This window comes from bacterium, from assembly GCA_019912885.1.
Lineage (GTDB): Bacteria > Lernaellota > Lernaellaia > JACKCT01 > JACKCT01 > JAIOHV01.
In genome coordinates this window covers 1-23,845 of record JAIOHV010000153.1, presented here as the reverse complement: position 1 = coordinate 23,845, position 23,845 = coordinate 1, and the positions used below count along the sequence as shown (strand labels likewise).

Sequence of the window (23,845 nt, the reverse complement as noted above, 5' to 3'; positions counted from 1 at the left end):
ACGACGACCGCCGCGCCCACGACGACGGAAGCTCCGACGACAACCGTCGCGCCGGCTTCGGAAGCGACGCCCGCGCCGGAAGTGACGCCGTCGGTCGTTCCGCCCAAGGAAGAAGAAGGGGACGGCGAGGATGGCAACGACGACGATGACGAAAAGGCGAAGGAATCCGTCGAAACCACGCAGGCCCCCGCGGCGGGCGGCGGCGAGGCCGTCACAAAGACCTCGTCTTCGACGACTTTCGTTACCACCAGCGTCGGTCCGGATGGCCAAACCGAAACCGTGACGAAGACCGTGACGGGCGAAAGCGAGTGAGAGGGATTTCGGATTTGCGATTTCCGCTTTTGGATCGGAATCGCAAATGCGCGGGCGCGATGGCTGTCGTCCTTTTTTGCGCCGTCGCCGCCGCCGCGATCGCGCAAGACGAAGCGCCCGCGCTCGCCGTCGATATGACCGGACGTTTCGTGGGCTATGCGTACGTCGGCGGCGCGGATGGCGAAGTCAAGACCGATCTGCGCATGAGCATTGAAAAGGCCGGGGACGGCGCGTTTCGCGTGGAGCTTTCCTATCTGTCCGACAAGACCGCGCGTTTTTCCGCCGCGCGGCCGGCCGGCTCGCGCGTCATCGCGTTTTCCGAAGCGGTGCGCCTGGGGCAGGAAGGCCGCGCCCGCGCCGAAGGCCGATTGAACACCCGGGACGGTGAACGTGTCTCCGGGACGGTGCGCGTTTACGCGGGCGATTCCGGCGCCGAACGCCTCGTGCAGACGGTGAGGATTTTCGCCGAACGCCTGCAAACGCGAGGTGGCGAAGAGCCATGAAGCGGGAGCGCGATCGTTCGCGCCCAACCCTGCCGCGAAGGAGTCTTGTCGTGATTCGAATATTCGCGCCGTTCCTTATCGTCGGTGTCGCCCTTCTCGCTGTATCCGGAGTCGCTTTCGCGCAGCTTCCGTCGGCCGGCGGCGCGCCTTCGGACGTACCCAAACCGCCCGAAAAAACCGATTCGATCTTTCCCGCGGTCACGCCGGGCAAGACGCTCGCCGACGTCAAGGCGGCCTGCCCCGACATCAAGATTCACGAGGGCGCGCCCGACGGCGCCAAGGGATATTCCGTCGCCGACACGAAGCTCGCCGAAAGCGTTCGGCTTCTTTTCGTCGGCGATGTCCTTGCGCTCATGACCTACGAGATCCCGGACGGAAAACTCGATGCGGTGGTCGCCGCGGCCCGGCAGAACTACGGCGCTCCGGCCATGGACGGCGAAAGCGCTTACGCGTGGAAGGTCGATAAATATTCGCTCGAAATCGCCGGCGATCCGGAGGATGGGAACGGGCAGTTGACGTTCGTCGATCCGGCATTGATGAAAAAAGTTGGCGGCGGCGCGGATGACGAATAGTGAAAAAATCGGCCGGCGGGGGAAAAATTTCCCGTTTTTGTCGCGATTTGCCGCTGGAAAAGCCTGTGGTTAACCGCGGACAAACGCTGTCCGCAAGTCGGGGGAAAAACTTTGTCCCCGTTTGGGCCGATCTTGTCCCGAGGTTGCCGTACCCCGTCGTCCCCAGGCCAAAATGCCCAAATGACCCGCCCACCGGAATCGAAAACGTGCTATCCCCACGATTCACAGGTATCGACGACGGCGACGATATTGATTTAAATAAATCTCCGTCATCGTAAGCTCGACACGAGCCGCGCGTTTTGCCATAACGCATGTCGTTCCGTCCGAGGGGGACCTTCATGGAAATCAGCATCGAACGCGAAGAGTTTTTTCGTGGGCTCTCGCGGGTCCAGTCGATCATCGAGCGGCGCACGTCGCTGCCGATCCTGTCCAACGTGCATCTCGAAGCCGACGCCGAAGGCCTGGTCGTCACGGCCACCGATCTTGAGGTCGGCCTGAAGGCGCGCTACGACGCCGAGGTCAAGACCCGGGGCGCGATCACCGTCGCCGCGAAAAAGCTCTTCGAGATCGTCAAGGAGTTGCCCGACGGGCGCATGCGTTTTTCGCTCGTCGAAAACGACCGGATCGAGATCGTCGCCGGGCAGGCGCAGTTCCACATCGCCGCGATTCCGGCGGATGAATATCCCGACGTGCCCGGTCTTGCCGACAAGGACCTGTTCGAGCTTCCCGCCGCGACGCTTGGCGATATGTTCGGCAAGGTGACGCACGCGATCGGCAGCGACGACGCCCGGCCGTATCTGAACGGAGTGTTCCTGCAAACGGCCAACACCGAAGGCGGGCGCGTGCTGCGCGCCGTCGCCACGGACGGGCATCGTCTGGCGCTTTCGGAAACGGAACTCGAAACCGACGCGAAGCTTTCGCTTGATCGCGGCGTGATCCTGCCGCGCAAGGGCGTCTCGGAACTCAAGAAAGCCATCGAGTGGGACGACGAGCCGCTGCGCGTGCGTTTCGACGATCGCAGCGCCACGTTCCGCAAGGGCTCCGCGATGTTTCTCGTGCGGCTCATCGAAGGCGAATTCCCGGACTACGACGCCGTGGTGCCGAAAAACAACGACCGCATCGTCACGTTTGGCCGTGACGATTTCGCCGCCGCCCTGCGCCGCATGGCCGTCATGTCCGAGGAACTCGGGCGCGGCGTTCGCGTGCATCTGGAAAAGCGCGTGCTCACCGTGTCGTGCGTCAACCCGACGCTCGGCGACGCGCGCGAGGAGATGCCCGTCGGCTACGACGGCGAAACGCTCGAGGTCGGGTTCAACGCGCGCTACATGCTCGATGCGCTCGACGTCGTGCCGGACGAGGACGTGAGCCTCGCGTTCGGCGATGCCTTTTCGCCGATGCTCGTGCGCGCGCCGTCGTCGTCGGGATTTTCCGCGGTCATCATGCCGATGCGGCTCTAGCCGAAGTCAGCGAATCGAATTCATGAAACGCACCGCCGACGTTTTCGCGCTCGCCGCGCTGTTCGCGTTCGTCATCGCGCTCGCGATGGGCGGGCCCGCGTGCTCGTGCGGCGGCGGGGACGACGACGACGACGAACCGGTGGTCACCGAGGATCCCGCGCCCGCCGGCGCGGAAGCGATTCTCGAGGAAATGACCGGATACCCCTGGTCGTTGTCCGCGGGGGATGTGGGTGTCACCGCCGGGCCGGACTGGCGTTTTCTTTTCGCCATCAAGCTGACCGGCGCGCAGTCCGCGTTGCTTGACGAGGCGTGGGAGGTCGATTTCCGCTCCGTGCGCGACGAACTCGCGCGCGTCGGAAAAACACTCGCCGGCGAGGGGCTCGATCTGTCGGGCGTATCCGGCGACCCGGTCGCGATCGCGCATATCGAACCGCAAGCAGCCGGGGCGCGGCTGGTATTCGCGAACAAGCTTTCGCTTTCGAATCTCGTGATGACGGTCGATGAGCGCACGGCGGACCTGCTTGCCGGCGGCGTCGGCGGCAAGGGGCCCGGCTGGTACGCTGCGTTCGCGCCGCGCGCGCCGCAGGCGTTTGTCACCGGGTTTGCCGATCCCTGCCCGGGCGCGGGAGACGCGCTGGCGATCGTGCGCGGGTCGCCTTTTGTCGCCAAGCCCGATCTTTCCGGCGCGTTCGCGCTGCCCGTAACGCGCGCGAATCGCCCCGCGGCGATATTCATTTCCGCGGGCGAGTGCTTCGGATTTTCGAGCGTGGCGGCGACGGACGCGATCGAAAACCCGAATCCGAAATGTGCAAGCGATCTCGCGCCCGCGCCGTGCGACACGCCCGATACGCCGCGATTCGCCGACGGTACGCCCGTCGCGGGGCCGGTGGCGATCGACATGTTCGCCACGCCCGGCGATCCCGTGGACGAAGGGTGCGTCGATTGCGATTTCGAATCCGGCGCGCCGGGCTGGTCGTTCGCCGAGGTTGGCGGCGGGCCGCCCGACCCCTGTTTCGGCACGAGCGGCGAGGGGCACGGCGCCCTGTTTCCCGATAGCGCGGGCGACAACTACGCCTATCTCACCACCGGCGGCGATGGCCGAACGGCGTGCCTGGCATGGCGCAAGATTCTCGTGCCGGCGGGCGCCACGACGATCGCGATCCGCTACGACCTCGTGACGCAGGAGTGGCCGGCGTTCGCGGGCACGGCGTACACGGACCTGTTCGCGGCCGCGATCGTCGGGCGCGAGTCATTCGTGATCGCCCGCGCGATCGACAACGAGGCGACCGGCGGCGACTTCGTCGGCGTGCCGCCCGAGGCCTCGGCGATTGCCGGCATCGGTGCCAGCGCCGACGCCGCGGGACCGGCGTTCGCGGGGCACCTGGCCTGGGCGCCCGGGGATGCCTCGCCGCGTGGCGGCGCAGCGACAAGCCATCGAGGCGTCGAAGCGCGCGCGCCGGTGATTCCCGGCGAAACGATCACGCTCGTCTTCGGCGTCCTCGACACCACGGATGACATGTTCGACACGGCCGCGGTGATCGACAGCGTGAGTGTTGAGTAGTGCGGACGACAGAGCCGCGCGCGTAAGCAAGCGGCTTGGCCGTTCTCGTGACGAGATGGCTCTTCGGAAAAAGCACCCGATCACGCGCCTTCTGCTCTCGGTCCTCTATCCTCTATCCTCAATCCTCCTCCTCGCTTGCGAGCCGCTCGAAGCGCAGCCCGTCGGCGACGGCGCGAATCTCACCACCGGCGGCGACGCGTGGGAGTACCCGTATCACCTGGTCATCGGCGGCGGCTTGTCCGAAACGCTGTCGGTGCTTTCGATCACGGGGGACGACGCGTTCTCGCTTGCGGCCGACGCGGCGCCGACCGGGCAGGCCATCACGCAAACCGTGCGCCGGGGCGATGCGATCTTCGCCGTGTGCTCGCTGTCGAACTCCGTCGTCATCTACGACGCCGGCGACCTCTCACTCGATCGCGAGCTGTCCGTCGGCGAGGGCGTGAATCCGATGGCGATCGCGTTCGACGACGAGGGCCTCGCGTGGCTGCCCGGATTCGTGTCGCGCGACGTGCGTGCACTGGATATCAAGACGGGTGAAATCGTCGCGGCCGTGCCGCTGCCGCCAGTCGCGTCGGGCGACGGCCAACAGGCGCCGCGCCCGTCCGGCGCGACATTCTGCGGCGGGCGCGTGCTGATCGCCGCGGCGCCGATGGACGCACAGTTTGTCGGCGACGGCCCGGGCGTCGTTGTCGCCGTCGACCCGGCGGCGCGTGCGGTGTCGGATGTCGCGACGCTCGGCGGCGAGAACGCCATCGCGATTCATTGCGACGGCGGCGACGGCGGGGAACGGGCGATCGTCAGCACCGCGGGAAAATACGACGCGATCGCGGGCGGCTTCACCGGTGACGGCGGCGTGGAGGTGCTCGACGCGGCGTCGCTCACGTCGATCGCACGCGTTCCGCTCGCGGGTGCGCCATTTGATTTCGTGCGCGCGCCGTGGGGGGTGTGGTATTTCGAGAACGGCAAGGAAGGCACGATCCTCGCGGCGGATCTCGACGCCTTCGAGGCTCTCGCTCCGGTCGCGTTGCCGGGGACGGGCGGTCCGGGAGTCAGCTTCGCGTCCGCGCTCGCGGCGGACGGGCGGGGGCATTTGTTCGCCGCGGAGTTCAACGCCGACCGGCTCTTCGTGCTCGACGCGAACGACGGTCACGCCGTCGTCGCGTCATTCGATGGGCCCGACGGCCCGGATACCCTGTTGCTCGTGACGGGCGAATGATGCGCGCCGCCGTCGTGTTGGCATTCGCGGCGATCGTCGCGGCGCTGCCGGCCCTCGCGCAAGACGGCGACATCCCCGACGAAGAAACCGCCGCCGAGGTCGTCGTCGCCGCGCGCCGGCCCGATGCGGCAAGTGCCGATGCCGCGTCATTTGTCGAGGTCATCGACATGGACGCTTACCGCGGGCGCTTTGCCGACGCGGCCGACGTGCTCGCCGCGGCGACCGGCGTGCGCGTCACGGACCTCGGCGGCATGCTGCGCGCGCGCACGCTGTCGATCCGGGGCGCGGACCCCGACCAGGTTGTCGTCATGATCGACGGCGTCCGCGTGAATCCCGCGGGCGGCGGCGGGGCGGACCTGTCGCTCGTTCCGCTCGCGGAGGTGGAACGCATCGAGGTTCTGCGCGGCGGCGCGGCGCGCCACGGCTCCGGCGGCATCGGCGGCGCGATCAACATCGTCACGCGGCGACCGACCAAAGACGCCCGCTACGCGGCGCGCGCGACGTACGGGAGCTTCGACACGGCGGAGCTGCGCGCCTCGGCCTCGCGCGCCTTCGGCGATGTTGGCGTCCTCGTCGCCGCGGACGCGCGCAAGACCGACGGCGATTTTTTCTACCGCGACAATCGCGGCACCGAGTTCGACGACGCGGACGACGTCATGCGTCGGCGCGAAAACAACGACGCGCGCGCGGCTGGCGTGCTTGCGAAGGTGGATGCGAATCTCGGCGCCGCGACGATCCGCGCGCACAATCGTTTTGACACGGTGGAGCGCGGCGAACCCGGCCTGCCGACGTTTCCCTCGCCGCATGCCGAATCACGAGAGACGCAAAACCTCGCCGCCGCCCAGGCGACGTTTGCCGGCGTGCTTCCCGACACCGCCGCGACGCTGCGCGCCGAACACCGCTTTCGCGAGGCGGCCTTCGAGGATCCGCTCGGCGAGCAGACCGGCGTGCCGATCGACGCGGCTTCGATCGAACATGCGCCGCGCGGCCTCGCACGACTCTCGTTCGCGTGGCCGCGCTGGCAGACGGTCAGCGTGGAGGGCGGCGCCGGCCTCGAAACGTGGGACGATCGCGTCGTCTCCGAGGGTCGCCTTGTCGCGCACGGACTTGTCGAAACCGAAATCGCGCCGCTCGGCGACGCGCTGACCCTCGTCGCGCTTGGGCGCGTCGATGAGGTGGAGAACGTCGCCACTGAACCGACGGGCAAGGTCGGCCTGGTCGTGTCGCCGTGGGACTTCGTCGAGGCGAAGGCAAACGTCGCGCGGACGTTTCGCGCGCCGAACTTCGGCGAGCTGTACGAAAACCAGGGCCTCGCCACCGGTAATCCGGACCTTGCGCCGGAGCGCGCCCTGTCCGCGGACGCCGGGCTTGTCGTTTCGGCTTCGTGGGCGCGGATCGAGGCCGTGTATTTTCATCAACGCGTGGAAAATCTGATCGAATATCTGCTTGTCGCGGGGTTTCGCTACAAGCCGTTCAACATCGGCCGCGTTCGCGTGGACGGGGGCGAGGCCGCGCTGGCGATCTCGCCGCATCCGTGGATCGCCGCCGCGGCCAACGCCACGGTGACGTACGCGATCGACGACACGGACGATCCGGTATCGTCCGGCCTGCAGATCCCCGGCCGCCCGCGCCACCTGGCGGGGGCGACGCTTTCGGTCGGCCCCGGGGCCGCGCGCGTCATCGGCGAATTCCGCTACGTCGGGGCAAATTACGTCAACGCCGCGGGCACCAAGATCATCCCCGAACGCGAAATCTGGAATATCGCCTTCGTCCTTTCGCCCCCGGATGCCGTCTCGCTCGCGCTCGAGATCAAAAACCTCGCGAACGAACTTGCGCAGGACGTTCGCGGGTTTCCGTTACCCGGCCGGGCGGTTTACGGCACGGTCGGCGTCACCTGGTAAGCGCGCCTACAACCTTGATTTTTCAATGGAATCGTCCCGATCGGTATGGTAGGAATGGCTCGGTGAGCTACGCGCGGGGGTCGTCCCGATACCCGGTCAGATCGCGATAAGGGCTAGCGGGTATCCCGCGTTCGATTCCGCGCGGTTTGTCGAATTTTCGAACGCACCGAAGGGGGTGCCACATGGCCGAACATCTCGTCAGCACCGAATGGGTTGCTGACCACCTCGACGATCCGAACGTCCGCGTGGCCGAAGTCAGCGTCGATCCGAAGCTCTACGCCACGGGGCATATCCGCAACGCGGTGCATTTCCCGTGGCACACGGCGCTGTGCGATCGCGTGATGCGCGACATCGTATCCAGGGAGAATTGGGAAAGACTTCTTTCCGACGCCGGCGTAACGCCGGGCACGAAGCTCGTCCTGTATGGCGACAACAACAACTGGTTTGCCGCGTGGGGCGCCTGGATCGCGACGATCTACGGGCACGAGAACGTCGCGCTCATGGATGGCGGGCGCAAGAAGTGGGAGATCGATGGCCGGCCGTTCATCACCGAAACACCGCATCACGACGCGACGCACTACAAGGCGCCCAAGGTCGATTTGACGTTGCGCGCGCGTCTTGCGGACATGGTGGAGATCGCCACCGGCGAACGAAACGCGCAAATGGTCGACGTGCGCAGCCCGGACGAATACACCGGCAAGATTTTCGCGCCGCCGGGTGTGCCGGAGCTTTCCGTGCGCGCGGGACGAATCCCCGGCGCAAAGAACATCCCCTGGGCGCAGGCGGCCAACGAGGACGGCACGTTCAAATCGCCCAGGGAACTCAAGGCGCTCTACGGCGGCAAGGGCATCGACGGCACGAAACCGGTCGTGACGTATTGCCGCATCGGCGAGCGCTCGAGCCACTCGTGGTTCGCGCTTAAGTACATCCTCGGCTACGACGTTATCAACTACGACGGATCTTGGACGGAATACGGCAACGCGGTCGGCACGCCGATCGAAAATGAGGCCGGCACCATCTGGCCCGGCAAGTAACGATTTCCGAACGGCGGTGCGATCGGCCGCGGCCCTGACGCCGCGGCCGTTTTTGCGATATAGATCGCCGGCCATGCAAATCGACGGAGAATCGACCGGCGTCCCGGACGCGGCGGCGATCACCGGGCGCGCGGCCGACCGGCGCGCGATGCTCGTCATCGCCGCGGCGTTCGCTATTTCGCGCGTCGCGTATTTCCTCGCCGGCGTGCGTTTCGACGTGTCCACGCTCGCGTGGTACTGGCAATACATCGATCCGGCGCTGCTTCGCGACGATCTGCTCTCCAGTCTCTGGCATCTGGTGACGCAGCCGCCTCTGTTCAATCTCTTCCTCGGTCTTGTGCTGAAGATCGCGGGCGGTGCCGCGCCGCTCGCGTTCGCGTCGATTTACAAATTCGCCGGACTCGCCGGCGCGATCGCGCTTTTCGCCCTGGCGCGCCGGCTTGGCGCGTCGCGGTCCGCCGCGCTCGCGGCGGCGCTCGTCTTTTCGCTTTCGCCGGCGTACGTTCTCTACGAGAACTACCTTTTCTATTCGCTCCCCATCGCGCTCACGCTTGTGGCCGCCGCGTGGTTTTTGCACCGCGCCGTCGCGCGCGGGTGTTCCAAAAACGCGCTCGCGTTCTCCGGCTTGTGCGCGGGCATCGCGCTGACGCGCAGCCTTTTCATCTTGCCGTGGATGCTCGCGGCGATTTTCTTGCTCGTCGCCGCAACGCGCGACCACGCGCCCGAGCGCAAAAAACGCATGGCGATCGCGGCGTCCCTGCCGTTTCTTCTCGTGTTCGGGTGGTACGCGAAAAACCTCGCCATGTATGGCGAGTTCACGGCGAGCGCGTGGCTCGGGATGAACATGGCCAACGCCATCACGGTGCGTGTGCCAAAAGAGGTGCGCCTGGAGCTTGCGAAAGCGGGGGCGATTTCGCCCGTTTCGCTCATCTATCCGTTCAATCCGATTTCGGTTTACGCGCGCGTGCTGCCGCCGCCGCCGCTGACGGACGTGCCGCTGCTGGACGAAGAACGCAAGACGACCGACGCGATCAACTACCACAATCTCGGATACATCGCGGTGTCGAAGACGTATGCGCGCGATGCGTTCGGCCTCATCGCGCGATTTCCGGGCACGTACGCGGCGTCCGTCGCGAACGGCCTCGCCACAACGTTCCGTCCTCCATCGACGTACGTATTCCTGAAAGACAACCGCGCGCACGTGATCGCGCTCGATCGCGCGTACAACCTCGTCACGCAGGGCTCATGGCCGGATGCGGACGCTCCGGCCGATGCCGGCGGAACCGGCGATGCCTCCTCGGCAGCCGGCGCCGGTAACGCGAACGCGAATTCGCCCCGCGCTCCCGGCATCGCGTGGCTGCACGTGCTTCTTTATCCGGGCGTCGTCATCTTCGCCGCGCGGTCGGCCTGGCGCGAGCGCAGGTCCAACGCACCCCGCGCCTCCACGTTGGCGTTTTGCGCGTTCAACATCGCGTACGTCATCGTCCTTGGAAATCTGCTCGACAACGCGGGCGAAGGCATGCGCTTCCGCTTCCTCGTCGAGCCGACGGCGTACGCACTCGCCGCGGCCTTGATCAGCGACATCGCCCGGCGCCGCAACGGATCGCGTGCCGCCTGAATTTCGCGAACGCCCGTGGCCCGGCATGCCGAAAGGCCAGACCTACCGCACAAACGCGGTCGGCCCGGAACTGCGTCGGGTGGATACGATCGCCAAGCGAGTCGCGGAATTGGCGCTGAAATACCGGGCGCGGCCGATTGCGCTCGAAGGCGGGTACGAGCTTCTGCCGGAATACCATCAAAAAAAGTCCGGCGCCTATCGCAAACGCGAAAAGAAAATCGTCATCTACCTGAAAAATCGCGACGACGCGTGGCGCCGCGAGGATGAGGTGTTTCGGACCTATCTCGAGGAAACCGCCCACGCGCGAACCTACGCGTTGGGCTGGTTTGACGCATCGGGGAACACGGACAAAGCGCCGGAGGGCCTGCGGGAAGCCATTGCCGATTTTCTCGCACGGCCACCCTATTTCGGCACCGACCCCGATCTTTGGCGCGCCTTCATGGTTATTCGGCGAGGGTATGAAGCCGAGGCGCAGGAACGGGAGGTTGTTGCGAAGATTTTTGTTCAAATGAAAATTCGGCCGGATCGTATCAAGTACCTCTACCCAAAACTCTATCGTCGGCTAAAATGGCTTTGATGGAACGGTATCTTAAGGAATCCGCCGAAGCCGGTCGCGCCATGGCCGCGCTTTATCGCACGATGCGCCCACGGGCGTTTCGAGCGTTCATGCGCGAAATGGGCGATTTGGATCCACGCGAAGAAATCGCCGCCGTCAAAGCCAAGCTACTCGAAGTCGCCGGCACGGACGATGTCGATGCGCTGCACGCCGAGCTCGACCGCAAATACGGCGAGCGTCACGGCGTCGCCGGCGCCATGCACGAAACCGCGCGTCGCGCTCTTCCTACACGTTAAACCGAAAGTGCACGATGTCGCCGTCGGCGACGACGTAGTCCTTGCCCTCCAGGCGCAGGATGCCGTCCTCGCGGCAAGCCTTCATCGAGCCGCGCTTGATGAACTCGTCGAACGCCACGACCTCCGCGCGGATGAAGCCGCGCTCGATGTCCGAGTGGATCGTGCCGGCCGCCGCGCGGGCGTGCGTGCCGCGTTCGATCGGCCACGCGCGGCACTCGTCTTCGCCGGACGTGAGGAAGCTGATCAGGTCGAGCTGACGGAATGCTTCGCGCACCACGCGCCGCGCCGCCGGCCCGGACAGGCCCATCTCTTTGGCGAAATCGTCCTGCTCCGCGGCGGGAAGAAGGCTCACCTCGCGCGCGACGGGGAACGGCATCGCCATGACATGCCGGCCGTGCAGAAGCGCGGAAAGCGGCGCGGCGTCGAAAGCCTCGCCGGCGTCCTCCGCGGTGTTGACGACGACAAGCTGCGGCGTCTCGGTGATGAAGCCGTAGCCCGAGAGCATCGCGTGTTCCGCGTCGGCAAGGCCAAGCGAAAAGATCGGCCGCTCGTTTTCGAGCTCGCCCTTAAGCCTTTCGAGCAGCGCCTTCACGTTTGCCTCGAGCGGCGCTTTTTTCGCGCGATCCAAAAGGCGCTCGATCGCGATCAGATCCGCGATGATCATCTCGCCGTCGAGTTTCGCCAGATCGCGCGCGGGGTTGGGCGGATCGGCGAGCATCGGCGTTTGCGCCGCGGCGAGCACGTGTAAAAACAGCCGCGACCCGCGAATCGCCTGCAGGTAGCGGTCGACGTCGGACTTGCGCGCGGACTCGCCTGCGCCCGGCCACGCCGCTTCACGCACGCGCATCTCCGCGTAGGTCGTTTTTTTTGGATTGAAGATTTTCGCCAGCGCGTCGACGCGCTCGTCCACCACGCGCACGGTCGCCACGCCGCTGGCGGGATCGGCCACGCCCGCGAGCGCCGAAAGCAGCGTCGTTTTCCCCGTGCCGGCAAGCCCGATGATGGTTGTGTCCATGGAAGCCTCCCTTAACGCGGGCGGAGCATAGGGAAAATTTTCACCACAGAGAACACAGAGGACACAGAGGGGAGCGCATTTTTTATTTCTCTGTGCTCTCCATGTTCTCTGTAGTGAAATCTTTGCTTGTCCGCGCGCCCGCCGCCGCCTAGCATGGGCTTTTGACGCAAAGGAGCGCGCGTGCGTCCGTCACATCATATACGTTCCTATTCCCGGCGATCGATTGTTATTGCCGTCACCGCCCTGTCCGCGGTCGCGTTTTCCGGCTGCACGGGCGGCGTGTCGCTGTCGCCGAAAAAGGAAACGCTGCGCTATTTCGAGCAGGAACGCGTGGTGCACCTGAACCTGTTTCGTATGACGCTCATGCGGCGGGAGCTGGTGCGTTACCGGGAGCGCATCGTCGATACGCGCGCGGACGAGATCGCCGCGGAATACGCCGTGCTCGAATACACCGTCACGGGCGCGACGGGCGACGAGGTCACGGAGATCCACGGCAGCAAACTCGCGCGCCAGCTCGACGAGACGCAGGATCTCACCGTCATGCGCGACCTGGGCGAGAGGCCGTTTGGCGTCCGTTTCACGGGCGACGGCACGATTCTCGACATCGCCGCGCCGGACAACGTGGGCGGGTCGCTCGCGGGGCTTTCCGCGATCGAGCAGGCGACGATCGTCGACACGGCGATCCAGCGCGTATTTCTGAATGCGCACCTTCTCACCACGCGCGCGTTCATTCCGCCGGAGGGTATCCGCGAGGGCGCGTCGTATCGCCCGGACGGGTTCAGGCTCGACGCAGGCCAGCCCGTGCCCGCGGATCTGATGGTCGTGGAACGCATCGCGCCCGACGGCCTCGCGACGATCCGCATGAATCCGTCGGTGCTCGGCGAGCTTCTCTCGCGCGTGGCGGCCGACGCGCCGCTGCCACCCGCGCTGCAAGGGAAAATGAGGCTCGAAAGCGGCGGCAGCGCGACCTTTACGTTCGACACGAAACAGCGCTATACGCGCGCCGGCGCGATGGAACTGACCGCGCGCGTCCAGCCGGCCGGGGAAAAGGAGTCGATCGTCCCGCTGAACATCAAGCTGACGATGCACGTGCGGGAGGTGGCGAAGCCGTGAGAAGGCGGGAAGGTCATCGCACCGATCGTCCATTGTCAGCGCGCAACGAAATTGGGAAGGATTCGCCTGAACGGGGCGGGGCCGACCGCGCACTCCGCTTCGCTGCGTTTGCGGCCCTGACGGCGGTTTCGGCGCCGGCGGGAAAGCGCGCGAGTTACCGGGGCGGGGCCGACCGCGCACTCCGCCGCCTGCGGCGGCTTCGTTTGCGGCCCTGACATAGCCGGGTTTCGCCGGGGCGGGGCCGACCGCGCACTCCGCTTCGCTGCGTTTGCGGCCCTGACGGCGGTTTCGGCGCCGGCGGATCGGCGTCCGTGGCATTCGCAATTCCCAATTCTTTCCGCCGCCTTGCCTTCGATAGCCCGCGGTGGTATGTAACCGCCGCCTTCGGCGGAGCGTCTTGCCGGGGGCTTCAAACACCACACGCTGACCGGACCGGTGGCTGGGGTGCCGCTTGCGGTAAAGCCCCGGGTTGATGGCGGCGGAGGAACAACCCCGCGGAGGACTTACGAATGGTTGCGTCGCTCAAAAGCATGATGGAGGCCGGCGTTCATTTCGGCCACCAGACCGGCCGTTGGAACCCGAAGATGCGCCCGTACATCTTCGACGACCGCAACGGCATCCACATCATCAATCTCGATCGCACGGTGCAATTGTTCGAGCGCGCGGCTCAGGCCGCGGCCGAGACGGCGTCGCGCGGTGGGCAGGTGCTGTTCATCGGCACGAAAAAGGCGGCGGCAAAGGAAATCCGGAAGCAGGCCGACCGCTGCGGCATGCCGTACGTCAACAACCGCTGGCCCGGCGGCCTTCTGACGAACTTCCAGACCGTCAAGCATTCGGTCGCCAAGCTGAAAAAGCTCGACGAGATGCACGAGAAAAACGAGTGGGGTCCGGCGACCAAGAAGGAAATCCTTCAGTACGAAAAGATGCGTGAGAAGCTCGAAAAGAGCTTCGGCGGCATCAAGATCATGAGCCGCCTGCCGGAGCTCATGTTCATCATCGATCCGAACAAGGAGCACATCGCCGCGCGCGAGGGCAAGACGCTCGACATCCCGATCATCGGCATCGTGGATACGAACTGCGATCCCGACGGCATCGATTACGTGGTGCCGGGCAACGACGACGCGATCCGCTCGATCTCGCTGTTTTCCTCGGCGATCGCCGACGCGGTGCTCGAGGGCCTGCAGGTCTTCGAAAAGCGCGTGCGTCAGGAGCCGTCGGCCGCCGGCGGCGATGAGCCGGCCGTCTTCATGCGGCCGATCAGCACGCGCCGCGTGGAGGACGTGATCGAGGAACAACCGGTCGCCGGCGTGGACGTGCAGGTGCGTCACCGCCTTGTGGACGAAGCGGATGACGAGTCCGGCGGCGCCGACGAATAGGCGCGCCCCGTACTGTCGCGGCCTAAACCGATTGGAACCGCGACCGTGAGGGAGCGGGCACGCAGGCGATAAGAACCGCGACCGTAAGGGAGCGGGTCTGTCACGCAATCGGAACCGCAACCGTGGGGGAGCGGGTCCGGCAACAAACCATCCGTTCGCGGGCGGCGAGGCCAACGCCCCGCCCGCGACTTATCCTGGGAGATACGACATGACGATTACCGCAACAGCCGTCAAGGAGCTTCGCGAGAAGACCGGCGTCGGCATGATGGATTGCAAGAAGGCGCTCACCGAAACCGGCGGCGATTTCGAAGCCGCGATCGAGTGGCTGCGCAAAAAGGGCATCGCGCGTTCGGAGAAGCGCGCGGACCGCGTCGCGGGACAGGGCGTCATCGGCAGCTACATCCACACCGGCGCCAGCATCGGCGTCATGGTCGAGATCAACTGCGAGACCGATTTCGTGGCCCGAAGCGCCGACTTCCAGGCGTTCGGCCGCGATGTGGCCATGCACATCGCCGCCGCCAATCCCCGCTGGGTTCGGCCGGAGGATGTGCCCGCCGAGATCGTGGACAAGGAAAAGGACATCTACCGCGAGGAAGCGCGCGGCACCGGCAAGCCGGAAAACGTGCTCGACAAGATCGCGGAAGGAAAGCTGCGCAAATACTACGAGGACAACTGCCTCGTGGAGCAGGCGTTCGTGAAGGACCCCGACAAACGCATCAACGATCTGCTGGCCGACATGCTCACGAAGATCGGCGAGAAGATCGAGATCCGCCGATTTGTCCGCTTCCAGGTTGGAGAGGAGATCCGCTGATGACCGCCGCGCCCAGCCGCGTCCTGCTGAAACTTTCCGGCGAGGCGCTGATGGGCCCCGCGTCCTATGGACTGGATGCCGGCACGCTTACCCGCGTGGCGGGCGAAATCCGGGACGCGATGGAGACGGGCGTTCAGGTTGCCCTCGTCATCGGCGGCGGCAATGTCTTCCGGGGATTCGAGGCGAGCGCGCGCGGGATGGATCGCGGCCTGGCCGATACCATCGGCATGCTCGCCACGGTCATGAACGCGATCGCGATGGCCGACGCGCTCAAGCGCCTGGGCCTTTCCGCGCGCGCGATGAGCGCGTTCGAGATGCCGCGCGCGTGCGAGACGTACATCCGCGAGCGGGCCGTCGCGCATCTGGAAAAGGGGCGCGTGGTGCTGCTCGCGGGCGGAACGGGCTGGCCGTACTTCACGACCGACACGGCGGCGGCGCTGCGGGCGTGCGAGCTTTCGTGCGATGTGCTGCACAAGGGCACCAAGGTCGACGGCGTGTACGACGCCGACCCCGTCAAGAATCCCGGCGCGAAGCTTTACGACGAATTGACCTACGACGAGGTCATCACGCGCGGGCTTTCCGTCATGGATCAGACGGCGGTATCGTTGTGCTCGACCAACCGCGTCGCCATCGGCGTGTTCAACATGACGGTGGAGGGCAACATCCGGCGCGCGCTCACCGGCGAGGCGCCGGGCACCGTCATCAGGAGCAAGGCATGATCGACGACATCTTCGACGACCTCACCGCGCAGATGGAAAAGACCATCGAGGCGTTCGGCCGCGAGCTTGCCAAGACGCGCACCGGCCGCGCGAACCCGCTGGTGCTCGAGGGCATTCGCGTGGACTACTACGGGCAGGCGACGCCCATCAACCAGATGGCGACGGTCAGCGTGCCGGAGCCGCGGCTCATCGTCATCGTGCCGTGGGACGCCTCGCAGGTCGGCGCGATCGAAAAGGCGATCCAGAAGCAGAGCGCGGATCTGAACCCGACCAACGACGGCAAGGTCGTGCGCATCGCGTTTCCGCCTTTGACCGAGGATCGGCGCAAGGACATCGTGAAGCAGATCAAGAAGATGGCCGAGGATACGCGCGTCCAGGTGCGCCTGCACCGCCGCGAGGCCAACGACATGCTGAAGGCGCTCGAAAAGGACGGCGACATTCCCGAGGACGAGTCCCGCAAGGCGCAGGAGCGCGTCCAGAAGGTCCATGACGACTACATCAAGAAAGTCGACGACATCGCCTCCCGCCGCGAAAAGGACGTGATGGAGATCTGAGCGGCGCGGAGGGGCAAGCGGAGCGGTTTGTGGACGACCTCGAAATTCATACAAACTACGACGATGACGAAGGCGTGGACGTTTTATACGTCAACGTAGGCGAGCCGCGCTCCGGTCTTGGCGCCGAAGTTCGGGGCAGGGTCGTTGTGCATACTCCACCGGATGACGAGTCCCTGGTTATCGGCGCGACCGTGATCGGTATTTCGCGTGAACTCGGCATGAACTCGGCCGAGGTCATGAAGCGTAAGGGCGAAATCGCAACGGCGATTATCACGCGACTTGTGAATCGTTCTCCATTTGGCTTTGACGACGACTACGTGTTCCCTTGGGACGACGTGCGCCGAGAGCTGGGGCTGACGTAGACGGTGCGGCGGCGCGCGCATGCGACCCGCTTCCTTGCGGTCGCGGCTCTGATACCGCGCACGGGCCTACGGCCAGCGACACGCGATGGAATTCGTCACTCGTCGCTCGTCTCGGCTCTTGCCTCTCGACACTTTCTCCGTCTTTCCACTAGACTTTTCCGACGCACACGTGGCGACGAACGCAATTACCCGCGCGGCCGGATCTGCCGGGCGTCAAGGCGCGACATGACATTTACCTCCGTGGCCGAGCTGCCGCCCGAGCGGTGCCCGAGGCACATCGCCATCATCATGGACGGCAACGGCCGCTGGGCGAAGGAACGCGGGCGCGGGCGCCTGTTCGGCCATCGCCACGGCATCGACTCCGTGCGAGAGACGGTGCGCGAATGCCACAGGGCGGGCATCGGTTATCTCACGCTCTACGCGTTTTCGCTCGAAAACTGGAAGCGCCCCGTCACCGAGATCGCGGGCCTGTGGCGCCTTTTGAAAAGCTACGTCGAACGCGAGCTGCCGGAGCTCAAGGAAAACGGCGTACGCCTGAACGTGATCGGCCGCGTCGAACGCATTCCGCGCGACGTGCGAGCGGCGATCGAATACACCATTCGCGAGACCGCGTCCGGCCAGGGCATGGTGCTCACCATCGCGCTGTCCTACGGCGGGCGCGACGAGATCGTCGAGGCCGCGCGAAGGCTCGCCGCCCGCGCGAAGGCCGGCGCGATCGAGCCCGGCGCGATCGACGAGGCCGGGTTCGCGCGCGAGCTGATGACCGCGGACATGCCCGATCCCGACCTGCTCATCCGCACGAGCGGCGAGATGCGCGTTTCCAATTATCTGCTCTGGCAGATCGCCTACGCGGAGATCCACGTGACCGACGTCCTCTGGCCCGATTTCCGGCGCGAGCATCTGCATCGCGCGATCCTGGACTACGCGGCCCGCGAACGCCGCTTCGGCGCGACGAGCGATCAGCTCGCCTCGGGGACGCGCTGATGGATTCGGGCAAGACGAAGGTCATCGTCGCGCTTGCGCTCATGCCGCTTGGCGTGTGGATCGTCGGCTACGCGCCGCCGGATATCTTCATGCTGATCGCGCTCGCGATCGGCGCGGCGATCGGATCTTTCGAGCTCTCGCGCCTGATGTTCCGCGAAAACCAGCGCGTGCCGATCGTGCTTGCCGTCGCGTCGAGCATCTTCGTTTATGTCCTCGCGCAGACGGGCATTCCGGAGCTTGCCGTCGTCGGAATCTGCGCCGCGTTCGTCATCGCGTTTTCCGCTTCGATGTTCGCCGTGAAGGAGATCGAGCGTGTTTGGTCGACGGCTTCCGCGATCGTATTTGCCGCGATCTACACCGGGCTTCTCACCGCGATGCTCGTCGCCATTCGCCGCATCGAGCCGCAATTCGGCGACAGCAAGCTTCTCATCATGCATTTCGCGATCGTGTGGATGAACGACGCGGGCGCGTTTTTCGTCGGCAAGAAATTCGGCAAGCACAAGCTCTGGCCGCGCGTGTCCGCCGGAAAAACGTGGGAAGGTCTTTTCGGCGGCGCGGTCGTCGGGACGATCGCGGCGGTGTTCGTCACGGCCACAAGCCACGTTTGGGAGCCCGTCGACGGCCTCATCCTTGGCGGGATGTACGCGTTTCTCGTACCGGTCGGCGACCTTGTCGAATCGACCATGAAACGCGGCGCCGGCGTCAAGGATTCGGGTGTGTTCATGCCGGGCCACGGCGGCGTGCTCGATCGCATCGACGCGATCCTTTTTGCCGCGCCGGCGATGTATTTCTTCGCGCAGATCGTCGGCCCGGGGCGCATGGGATGAGGACCGAGGGAGGATCGAGGATTGAGGATAGAGGATTGAGTGCTTTCGCGCGCTCCCGCTCCTGTTCCCGAATGAGAGTCTGTATGTCTGGAGGTCTGCGGGTCCGGAAGGTTGTCGTAACCCGCCGCGATCGCCCGGCCGAGCGCGCACCCACCTACGCACTTCGTCGCCCCGCCCGGAGCGGCGCGACTTCGTTTGCGGCTATGACGTCGCGGCGCCCGGGCGCGAGACGATGGCGATTGGACTCAATCCTCAATCCTCAATCCTCGATCCTTAATCCATGAAACGCATCGCCCTTCTCGGTTCCACCGGCTCCATCGGGAAAAACGTCCTCAACATCGTGCGTTCGTTTCCGGACCGCTTTCGCGTCGTTTCGATGGCCGCGGGGCGAAACGTCGAGGAGGCGGCGAAACAGGCCGCGGAATTTTCGCCGCGCGTCATGGCGATGGCGGATGAGGAATCCGCGCGGCGACTACGCGAGATCGCCGGCGACGGCGTTCGCGTCGTGTTCGGCGAGGCCGGTTTGCGCGAAGTCGCGACGAGCGACGGCGTGGAGCTTTGCGTCTCCGGGATCGTCGGCGCGGCGGGACTGTCGCCGACGTGGGCCGCGCTTTCGGCCGGCATCCCCGTCGCGCTCGCGAACAAGGAAACGCTCGTCATGGCCGGGCGTCTCATGCTCGATCTTGCGCGGAAAAAGGGCGTGGAGATCCTGCCGATCGACTCGGAGCATTCGGCGATCTTCCAGAGCGTCGTCGGGCATAACCGCGGCGAGGTCGCGCGCATCGTATTGACCGCCTCCGGAGGGCCGTTTCGCGGACGGGAGGCCGCTTCGCTCGCGAACGTCACGCCCGAGGAGGCGCTGGCGCACCCCACGTGGAAGATGGGCCCGAAGATCACCATCGATTCGGCGACGCTGATGAACAAGGGGCTCGAGGTGATCGAGGCACGCTGGCTTTTCGACCTGCCGCCGGAGCGGATCGACGTCGTCATCCACCCCGGTTCGATCGTGCATTCGATGGTGGAGTTTCGCGACGGGCAGGTGATCGCGCAACTCGGCGTGCCGGACATGCGCGGGCCGATCGCGTACGCGCTCTCCTATCCCGAACGGCTGCCGGGGGTGATGCCGCGGCTCGACCTGACGGCGGTCTCACCGCTCGAGTTCTTTCCGGTGGACTTCGCCGCGTTCCCTTGTCTAAACTTGGCTTACGAGGCTCTGCGCGGCGCGCCGGACGCGCCCGCGGTGCTGAACGCCGCCAACGAAATCGCCGTGGCGGCGTTTCTTGACCGGCGCATCGCCTTTGGCGATATCGCGCGCGCGGTCGGCGAGACGATGAGGGAGGACGAGGGACGCGATCTGACGAGTCTTGACGACGTGATGGACGCCGACGCCCGCGCGCGGCGCCACGCGGCCGAATGGATCGCCCGGCGCTCCGGGTAGCGACGCATGGAATATCTACTCGCCTTCGGCCAAAAGGCCTTCTTTTTCGTCATCGTTCTTTCCGCGGTGATCATCGTGCACGAGTGGGGACACTTCATCGTCGCGCGGATGTGCGGCGTGGGCGTCGACGCGTTCTCACTGTTTTTCGGCAAGCCGCTTTGGAAGAAAAAGTACGGCCGAACGGAGTGGCGAATCGGCGCGATTCCGCTGGGCGGCTACGTGAAGATGGTCGGCCAGGTCGATCTGGATTCCGACTCCGCGGACAAGGTGGCCGAAGAGGACCGGCCGATTTCGTTCGCGCACAAGCCCGCCTGGCAGCGCGCGGCGATCGTCGCGGCCGGGCCGGTCATGAACTTCGTCCTCGCGTTCGTCATCTTCTCCGGCCTGTTTTTCGTCGGATACCCGACGACGACGACGCTCATCGGCAACGTGTCCGACGACGGCGCCGCGTGGGAGGCGGGCGTGCGTCCGGGAGATCGCGTCGTCGCGGTCGACGGCGAAAAGGTGTGGCGCTGGGACGACATGGCGGAGATCGTCGAGAAGAAACCCGGCGTTCCTCTGGTGTTCTCCGTCGAGCGCGACGGCGGCCGGCGCGACATCACGGTCACGCCGCGCTACGGAAACAAGCTGAATCTTTTTCAATTCGAGGTGGACGCGGGCGTCATCGGCATCTCGCCGGACGGCTACCTGCCGATCGCCGGCGTTCGCGGGCCCGATACCCCCGCGGCGCTCGCGGGATTGAAGACGGGCGATCTGATCAAGTCCGTGAACGGCAAGCCCGTGCGTTATTTTACGGATTTCGAGCATCTGTTCGCGCAATCCCAAGGCTCCGTCACCGTCGGCGTGGAGCGCGGCGGGCTGGCGATCGACGAGAGCAAGCGCCGTCCGACGACCATCGACATCGTGCTCGCCAAGTCCTCGCCGGGCGCCCGGGCGGCGGACCTCGGCATCGAACGCGGCGATCTCTACGTCGCGGAAACGACGGAGAAGAGCCCGGCGGCCGAGGCGGGCTTTCTGCCGGGCGACCGCATCGTGACGGCGGGCGGAAAGACCATCGAGGAGTGGTCGCAGTTCACGAAGATGGTCCGCGACAATTCGGGCGACGCGCTACCGGTCACCGTGTTGCGCGGTGGCGAGGAAATCACGCTTTCGGTCACGCCCGAGACGGCGATCGAAAAAGACATCATGGGCGAGCAGGTGAGTTTCGGGCGCGTCGGCATCTATCCGTGGAAGAGCTGGGCGTCCGCGGAGATCGTCGACGAGCGTTACTGGAACCCTTTCAAGGCCTTCGCGCGCGGGCTCGAAATGACCGCGACCTACAGTTACCTGACGGTGAAAAGCTTCGTGTACCTGTTCACCGGCGACGTTTCGCTCAAAAGCCTCGGCGGCCCGATCATGATCGCGGATCTTGCCGGGCGAACCGCCGAAACGGGCGCGTTCGGGTTTCTTGTGTTCCTTGCGGTCATCAGCGTGAACCTCGGCATCCTGAACCTTCTGCCGATCCCCGTGCTCGACGGCGGGCACCTCGCGATCTTCGCCGCGGAGTCGGTTTTCCGGCGGCCGATCCCGGCCAAGGGCTTGCGCGTGGCGACCAACGTTGGCCTGTTCCTCATCGGCTGCCTCATGTTCGCCGCGTTCTTCAACGACTTCGCGCGAATCTTCCCGGGCTTGAGGACGATGTTCGGGCTGCTGGAGTAAGACCGCGAGAGCAACGTCATCCTGAGTAAGACCGCGAGAGCGACGTCATCCTGAGCGAAGCGAAGGATCTGGCAACGCGAATCGCGGACTTGAAATACCGGGGAACGGCGTCTATCGCCAGGCCCGTTGAAATCTGCGCAATCTGCGTAATCCGCGGATAGACCTCACCCATGCTCACTCTTGCCGTCGATACCTCCGCAACGCAGGGCTCCGTCGCGCTCGTTCGCGACGGGCGCGTCGTCGTGGAGATCGACCTTCGTCTCGAAACGCACGCCACGAGCCACATCCTTCCCGCGATCGAGTGGGCCACGGCGTCCGCGGGCGTGACGCTTGCCGATATCGACCTGTTCGCTGCCGCGGAGGGACCGGGGTCGTTCACCGGACTTCGCATCGGCATCGCGACGGTGCTGGGCCTGGCGCGCGGCGCGGGCAAGCCGGCCGCCGGCGTACCGACACTGCACGCGGTCGCGTATCCGTGGCTGGCGGTGCAAAGACCGGTGCTGGCGACGGTGGACACTAGAAGCGGGCGCGTGTTCGCGCAGGTGCTTCTCGCCGGCGAGGCGGGCGAGATCGAGGAACTGACGGAGACCGTGAGCGTGGATGTGGCGGGACTCGCCGCGCTCGTGCGCGAAATGGCGTTGAACGGGGCCGCGCGCGTAAGCAAGCGGCCGCCACGTTCGCTAGACGAGCCGGCGATGCGGAAGATTGAGATTCCGGGCACGGTCCCGGGCACGAACCGGGATGGGGATGGGGTCTTACTCGATCCTCAATCCTCAATCTTCCCGTCCTCGTCGGCGACGGCATGGAGCGGCATCGAGTGGAAATCGCGGCGCTTTTGCCGCCTACCGGACTGTTGCCCCCACCGGGCGTGTGCTACCATCGCGCGTCGCACGTGGCGATTCTCGCGGAACGCGCGCATCGGCTGGGCCAGACGCGCGCGCCGCGTCCGATCTACGTGTCCGAATCATCCGCGGCGCACGCGCCGCCCCAACCCTGACGCACGCATGGATCGAGAAAGACCGCGATTTCGCCGTCCGCGCCTGACGCGCCGCCCGCGCCTCATGCGAAGGTCCCGCCGCGCCGATCGCGACGGGATGCCGGTGCGCCGGGGGATTTACCTTTTCCCGAATCTTGTCACGTCGATGGGCCTGTTGCTTGGCTTCTACGCCATCACGCAGTCCTTCCGCGGCGCTCCCGGCGAGGTGGAAAAGGCGTGCTGGGCGATCTTTTTTGCGGCGATTTTCGACTCGCTCGACGGCCGCATCGCGCGGATGACCAAGACCACCTCCGCGTTCGGCGCGCAATTCGATTCGCTTGCGGACCTCGTCAGCTTCGGCGTGGCGCCGGCGATCATCCTCTACAACTTCGCGCTCGCGCACACGTTCCGCCCGCGCGTCGGGTGGACCGTGGCATTCCTTTTCGTCGTCGCGGGCGCGCTGCGCCTGGCGCGCTACAACATCCGGCCGACAAGCGCCAAGCGATTTTTCGAGGGCCTTCCGATTCCCGCGGCGGCGGGAACGGCCGTTTTTACGGTCATTTTTTCGATGCACACGGGCCTTTTCGAGATCGTCGACGGCAACGCGCAATCGATCACGCCGGACGGCGTCCTGGGCCTTGCGCTCGTGCTCTCGCTCGCGATGGTCAGCACGCTGCCGTATTACGGGTTCAAGGACGTGGACCTTTTCCGCCGGCACAAGTTCAGCGTGCTGTTCACGGTCGTGACGATCATCGTCGTCATCTTCCAAGAGCCGGAGGTCAGCCTCTTCGCCCTGGCGGCAGCGTATCTCGTGTCCGGCCCGATCGTCTGGTTCGTGCGCCGGCGCCACCCGGCCGATTCGGACCTGGCGATTCTGGCGGCGGGCGTGCGGGGCGGGGGGGATGCGGACGCGACGTCCGACGCGACGGGATCGGACGATGGCGAT

At 65.7% G+C, this 23,845-nt stretch carries 23 protein-coding genes; 22 read left to right on the top strand and 1 reads right to left on the bottom strand.

What is annotated here, in order from left to right:
• The 11 genes from K8I61_13445 to K8I61_13395 form a co-directional block, all read left to right on the top strand.
• Positions 1-312 (top strand): hypothetical protein (locus K8I61_13445; GenBank protein ID MBZ0273038.1); only part of this gene is annotated, 312 nt, incomplete at its 5' end.
• A gap of 59 nt (positions 313-371) precedes the next feature.
• The gene (locus K8I61_13440) at positions 372-815 is read left to right on the top strand and encodes a hypothetical protein (GenBank protein MBZ0273037.1); all 444 of its coding nucleotides are present in this window, start codon (positions 372-374) and stop codon (positions 813-815) included.
• Between the two features lie 50 nt (positions 816-865).
• Positions 866-1,387 (top strand): hypothetical protein, encoded by a 522-nt coding sequence (locus tag K8I61_13435; protein ID MBZ0273036.1) that lies wholly within the window; start codon positions 866-868, stop codon positions 1,385-1,387.
• 338 nt (positions 1,388-1,725) lie between these two features.
• On the top strand, positions 1,726-2,844 hold the full coding sequence (gene dnaN / locus K8I61_13430) for a DNA polymerase III subunit beta (GenBank protein MBZ0273035.1): 1,119 nt from the start codon (positions 1,726-1,728) through the stop codon (positions 2,842-2,844).
• A gap of 22 nt (positions 2,845-2,866) precedes the next feature.
• Positions 2,867-4,405 (top strand): hypothetical protein, encoded by a 1,539-nt coding sequence (locus tag K8I61_13425; GenBank protein ID MBZ0273034.1) that lies wholly within the window; start codon positions 2,867-2,869, stop codon positions 4,403-4,405.
• Between the two features lie 55 nt (positions 4,406-4,460).
• A complete protein-coding gene (locus K8I61_13420) occupies positions 4,461-5,621 on the top strand; it encodes a hypothetical protein (GenBank protein ID MBZ0273033.1) in 1,161 nt (386 codons plus the stop codon).
• Entirely contained in the window at positions 5,618-7,522 is a 1,905-nt protein-coding gene (locus K8I61_13415) for a TonB-dependent receptor (GenBank protein MBZ0273032.1), read from the top strand. The genes K8I61_13420 and K8I61_13415 overlap by 4 nt, the downstream gene beginning before the upstream one ends.
• A 182-nt stretch (positions 7,523-7,704) precedes the next feature.
• Positions 7,705-8,556: a sulfurtransferase gene (locus tag K8I61_13410; protein MBZ0273031.1), complete on the top strand. Its 852-nt coding sequence runs from the start codon at positions 7,705-7,707 to the stop codon at positions 8,554-8,556.
• Between the two features lie 73 nt (positions 8,557-8,629).
• Positions 8,630-10,174 carry a glycosyltransferase family 39 protein gene (locus K8I61_13405; GenBank protein MBZ0273030.1) on the top strand — a complete coding sequence of 515 codons (1,545 nt, stop codon included), beginning with the start codon at positions 8,630-8,632 and terminating at the stop codon, positions 10,172-10,174.
• A complete protein-coding gene (locus K8I61_13400; GenBank protein ID MBZ0273029.1) occupies positions 10,164-10,751 on the top strand; it encodes a hypothetical protein in 588 nt (195 codons plus the stop codon). Before K8I61_13405 ends, K8I61_13400 begins: the two co-directional genes overlap by 11 nt.
• A gap of 41 nt (positions 10,752-10,792) precedes the next feature.
• Positions 10,793-11,026 (top strand): hypothetical protein, encoded by a 234-nt coding sequence (locus tag K8I61_13395; GenBank protein ID MBZ0273028.1) that lies wholly within the window; start codon positions 10,793-10,795, stop codon positions 11,024-11,026.
• Here the strand turns inward: K8I61_13395 and K8I61_13390 are convergent.
• Complete coding sequence (locus tag K8I61_13390) at positions 11,016-12,041, bottom strand: DUF933 domain-containing protein (protein MBZ0273027.1); 1,026 nt, start codon at positions 12,039-12,041, stop codon at positions 11,016-11,018. The two genes, K8I61_13395 and K8I61_13390, sit on opposite strands and share 11 nt — an antisense overlap.
• A gap of 180 nt (positions 12,042-12,221) precedes the next feature.
• Here K8I61_13390 and K8I61_13385 point away from each other — a divergent pair, with 180 nt between their 5' ends.
• The 11 genes from K8I61_13385 to tsaB form a co-directional block, all read left to right on the top strand.
• On the top strand, positions 12,222-13,154 hold the full coding sequence (locus K8I61_13385) for a hypothetical protein (GenBank protein MBZ0273026.1): 933 nt from the start codon (positions 12,222-12,224) through the stop codon (positions 13,152-13,154).
• A gap of 509 nt (positions 13,155-13,663) precedes the next feature.
• A complete protein-coding gene (gene rpsB, locus K8I61_13380) occupies positions 13,664-14,530 on the top strand; it encodes a 30S ribosomal protein S2 (protein MBZ0273025.1) in 867 nt (288 codons plus the stop codon).
• Positions 14,531-14,738: 208 nt separating this feature from the next.
• Positions 14,739-15,341: a translation elongation factor Ts gene (gene tsf / locus K8I61_13375; protein ID MBZ0273024.1), complete on the top strand. Its 603-nt coding sequence runs from the start codon at positions 14,739-14,741 to the stop codon at positions 15,339-15,341.
• Entirely contained in the window at positions 15,341-16,060 is a 720-nt protein-coding gene (pyrH, locus tag K8I61_13370; GenBank protein MBZ0273023.1) for a UMP kinase, read from the top strand. The genes tsf and pyrH overlap by 1 nt, the downstream gene beginning before the upstream one ends.
• Entirely contained in the window at positions 16,057-16,614 is a 558-nt protein-coding gene (frr, locus tag K8I61_13365; protein MBZ0273022.1) for a ribosome recycling factor, read from the top strand. The genes pyrH and frr overlap by 4 nt, the downstream gene beginning before the upstream one ends.
• Positions 16,615-16,643: 29 nt before the next feature.
• Positions 16,644-16,976: a hypothetical protein gene (locus tag K8I61_13360; protein ID MBZ0273021.1), complete on the top strand. Its 333-nt coding sequence runs from the start codon at positions 16,644-16,646 to the stop codon at positions 16,974-16,976.
• 225 nt (positions 16,977-17,201) lie between these two features.
• Positions 17,202-17,960, top strand: a complete 759-nt coding sequence (locus tag K8I61_13355) for an isoprenyl transferase (GenBank protein MBZ0273020.1) — start codon at positions 17,202-17,204, stop codon at positions 17,958-17,960.
• A complete protein-coding gene (locus K8I61_13350; protein MBZ0273019.1) occupies positions 17,960-18,787 on the top strand; it encodes a phosphatidate cytidylyltransferase in 828 nt (275 codons plus the stop codon). The genes K8I61_13355 and K8I61_13350 overlap by 1 nt, the downstream gene beginning before the upstream one ends.
• 280 nt (positions 18,788-19,067) lie before the next feature.
• Positions 19,068-20,225, top strand: a complete 1,158-nt coding sequence (locus tag K8I61_13345) for a 1-deoxy-D-xylulose-5-phosphate reductoisomerase (GenBank protein ID MBZ0273018.1) — start codon at positions 19,068-19,070, stop codon at positions 20,223-20,225.
• A 6-nt stretch (positions 20,226-20,231) separates the two neighbouring features.
• A complete protein-coding gene (gene rseP / locus K8I61_13340) occupies positions 20,232-21,923 on the top strand; it encodes an RIP metalloprotease RseP (GenBank protein ID MBZ0273017.1) in 1,692 nt (563 codons plus the stop codon).
• A gap of 170 nt (positions 21,924-22,093) precedes the next feature.
• The coding region (tsaB, locus tag K8I61_13335) for a tRNA (adenosine(37)-N6)-threonylcarbamoyltransferase complex dimerization subunit type 1 TsaB (GenBank protein MBZ0273016.1) at positions 22,094-23,845 on the top strand (1,752 nt) is incomplete at its 3' end.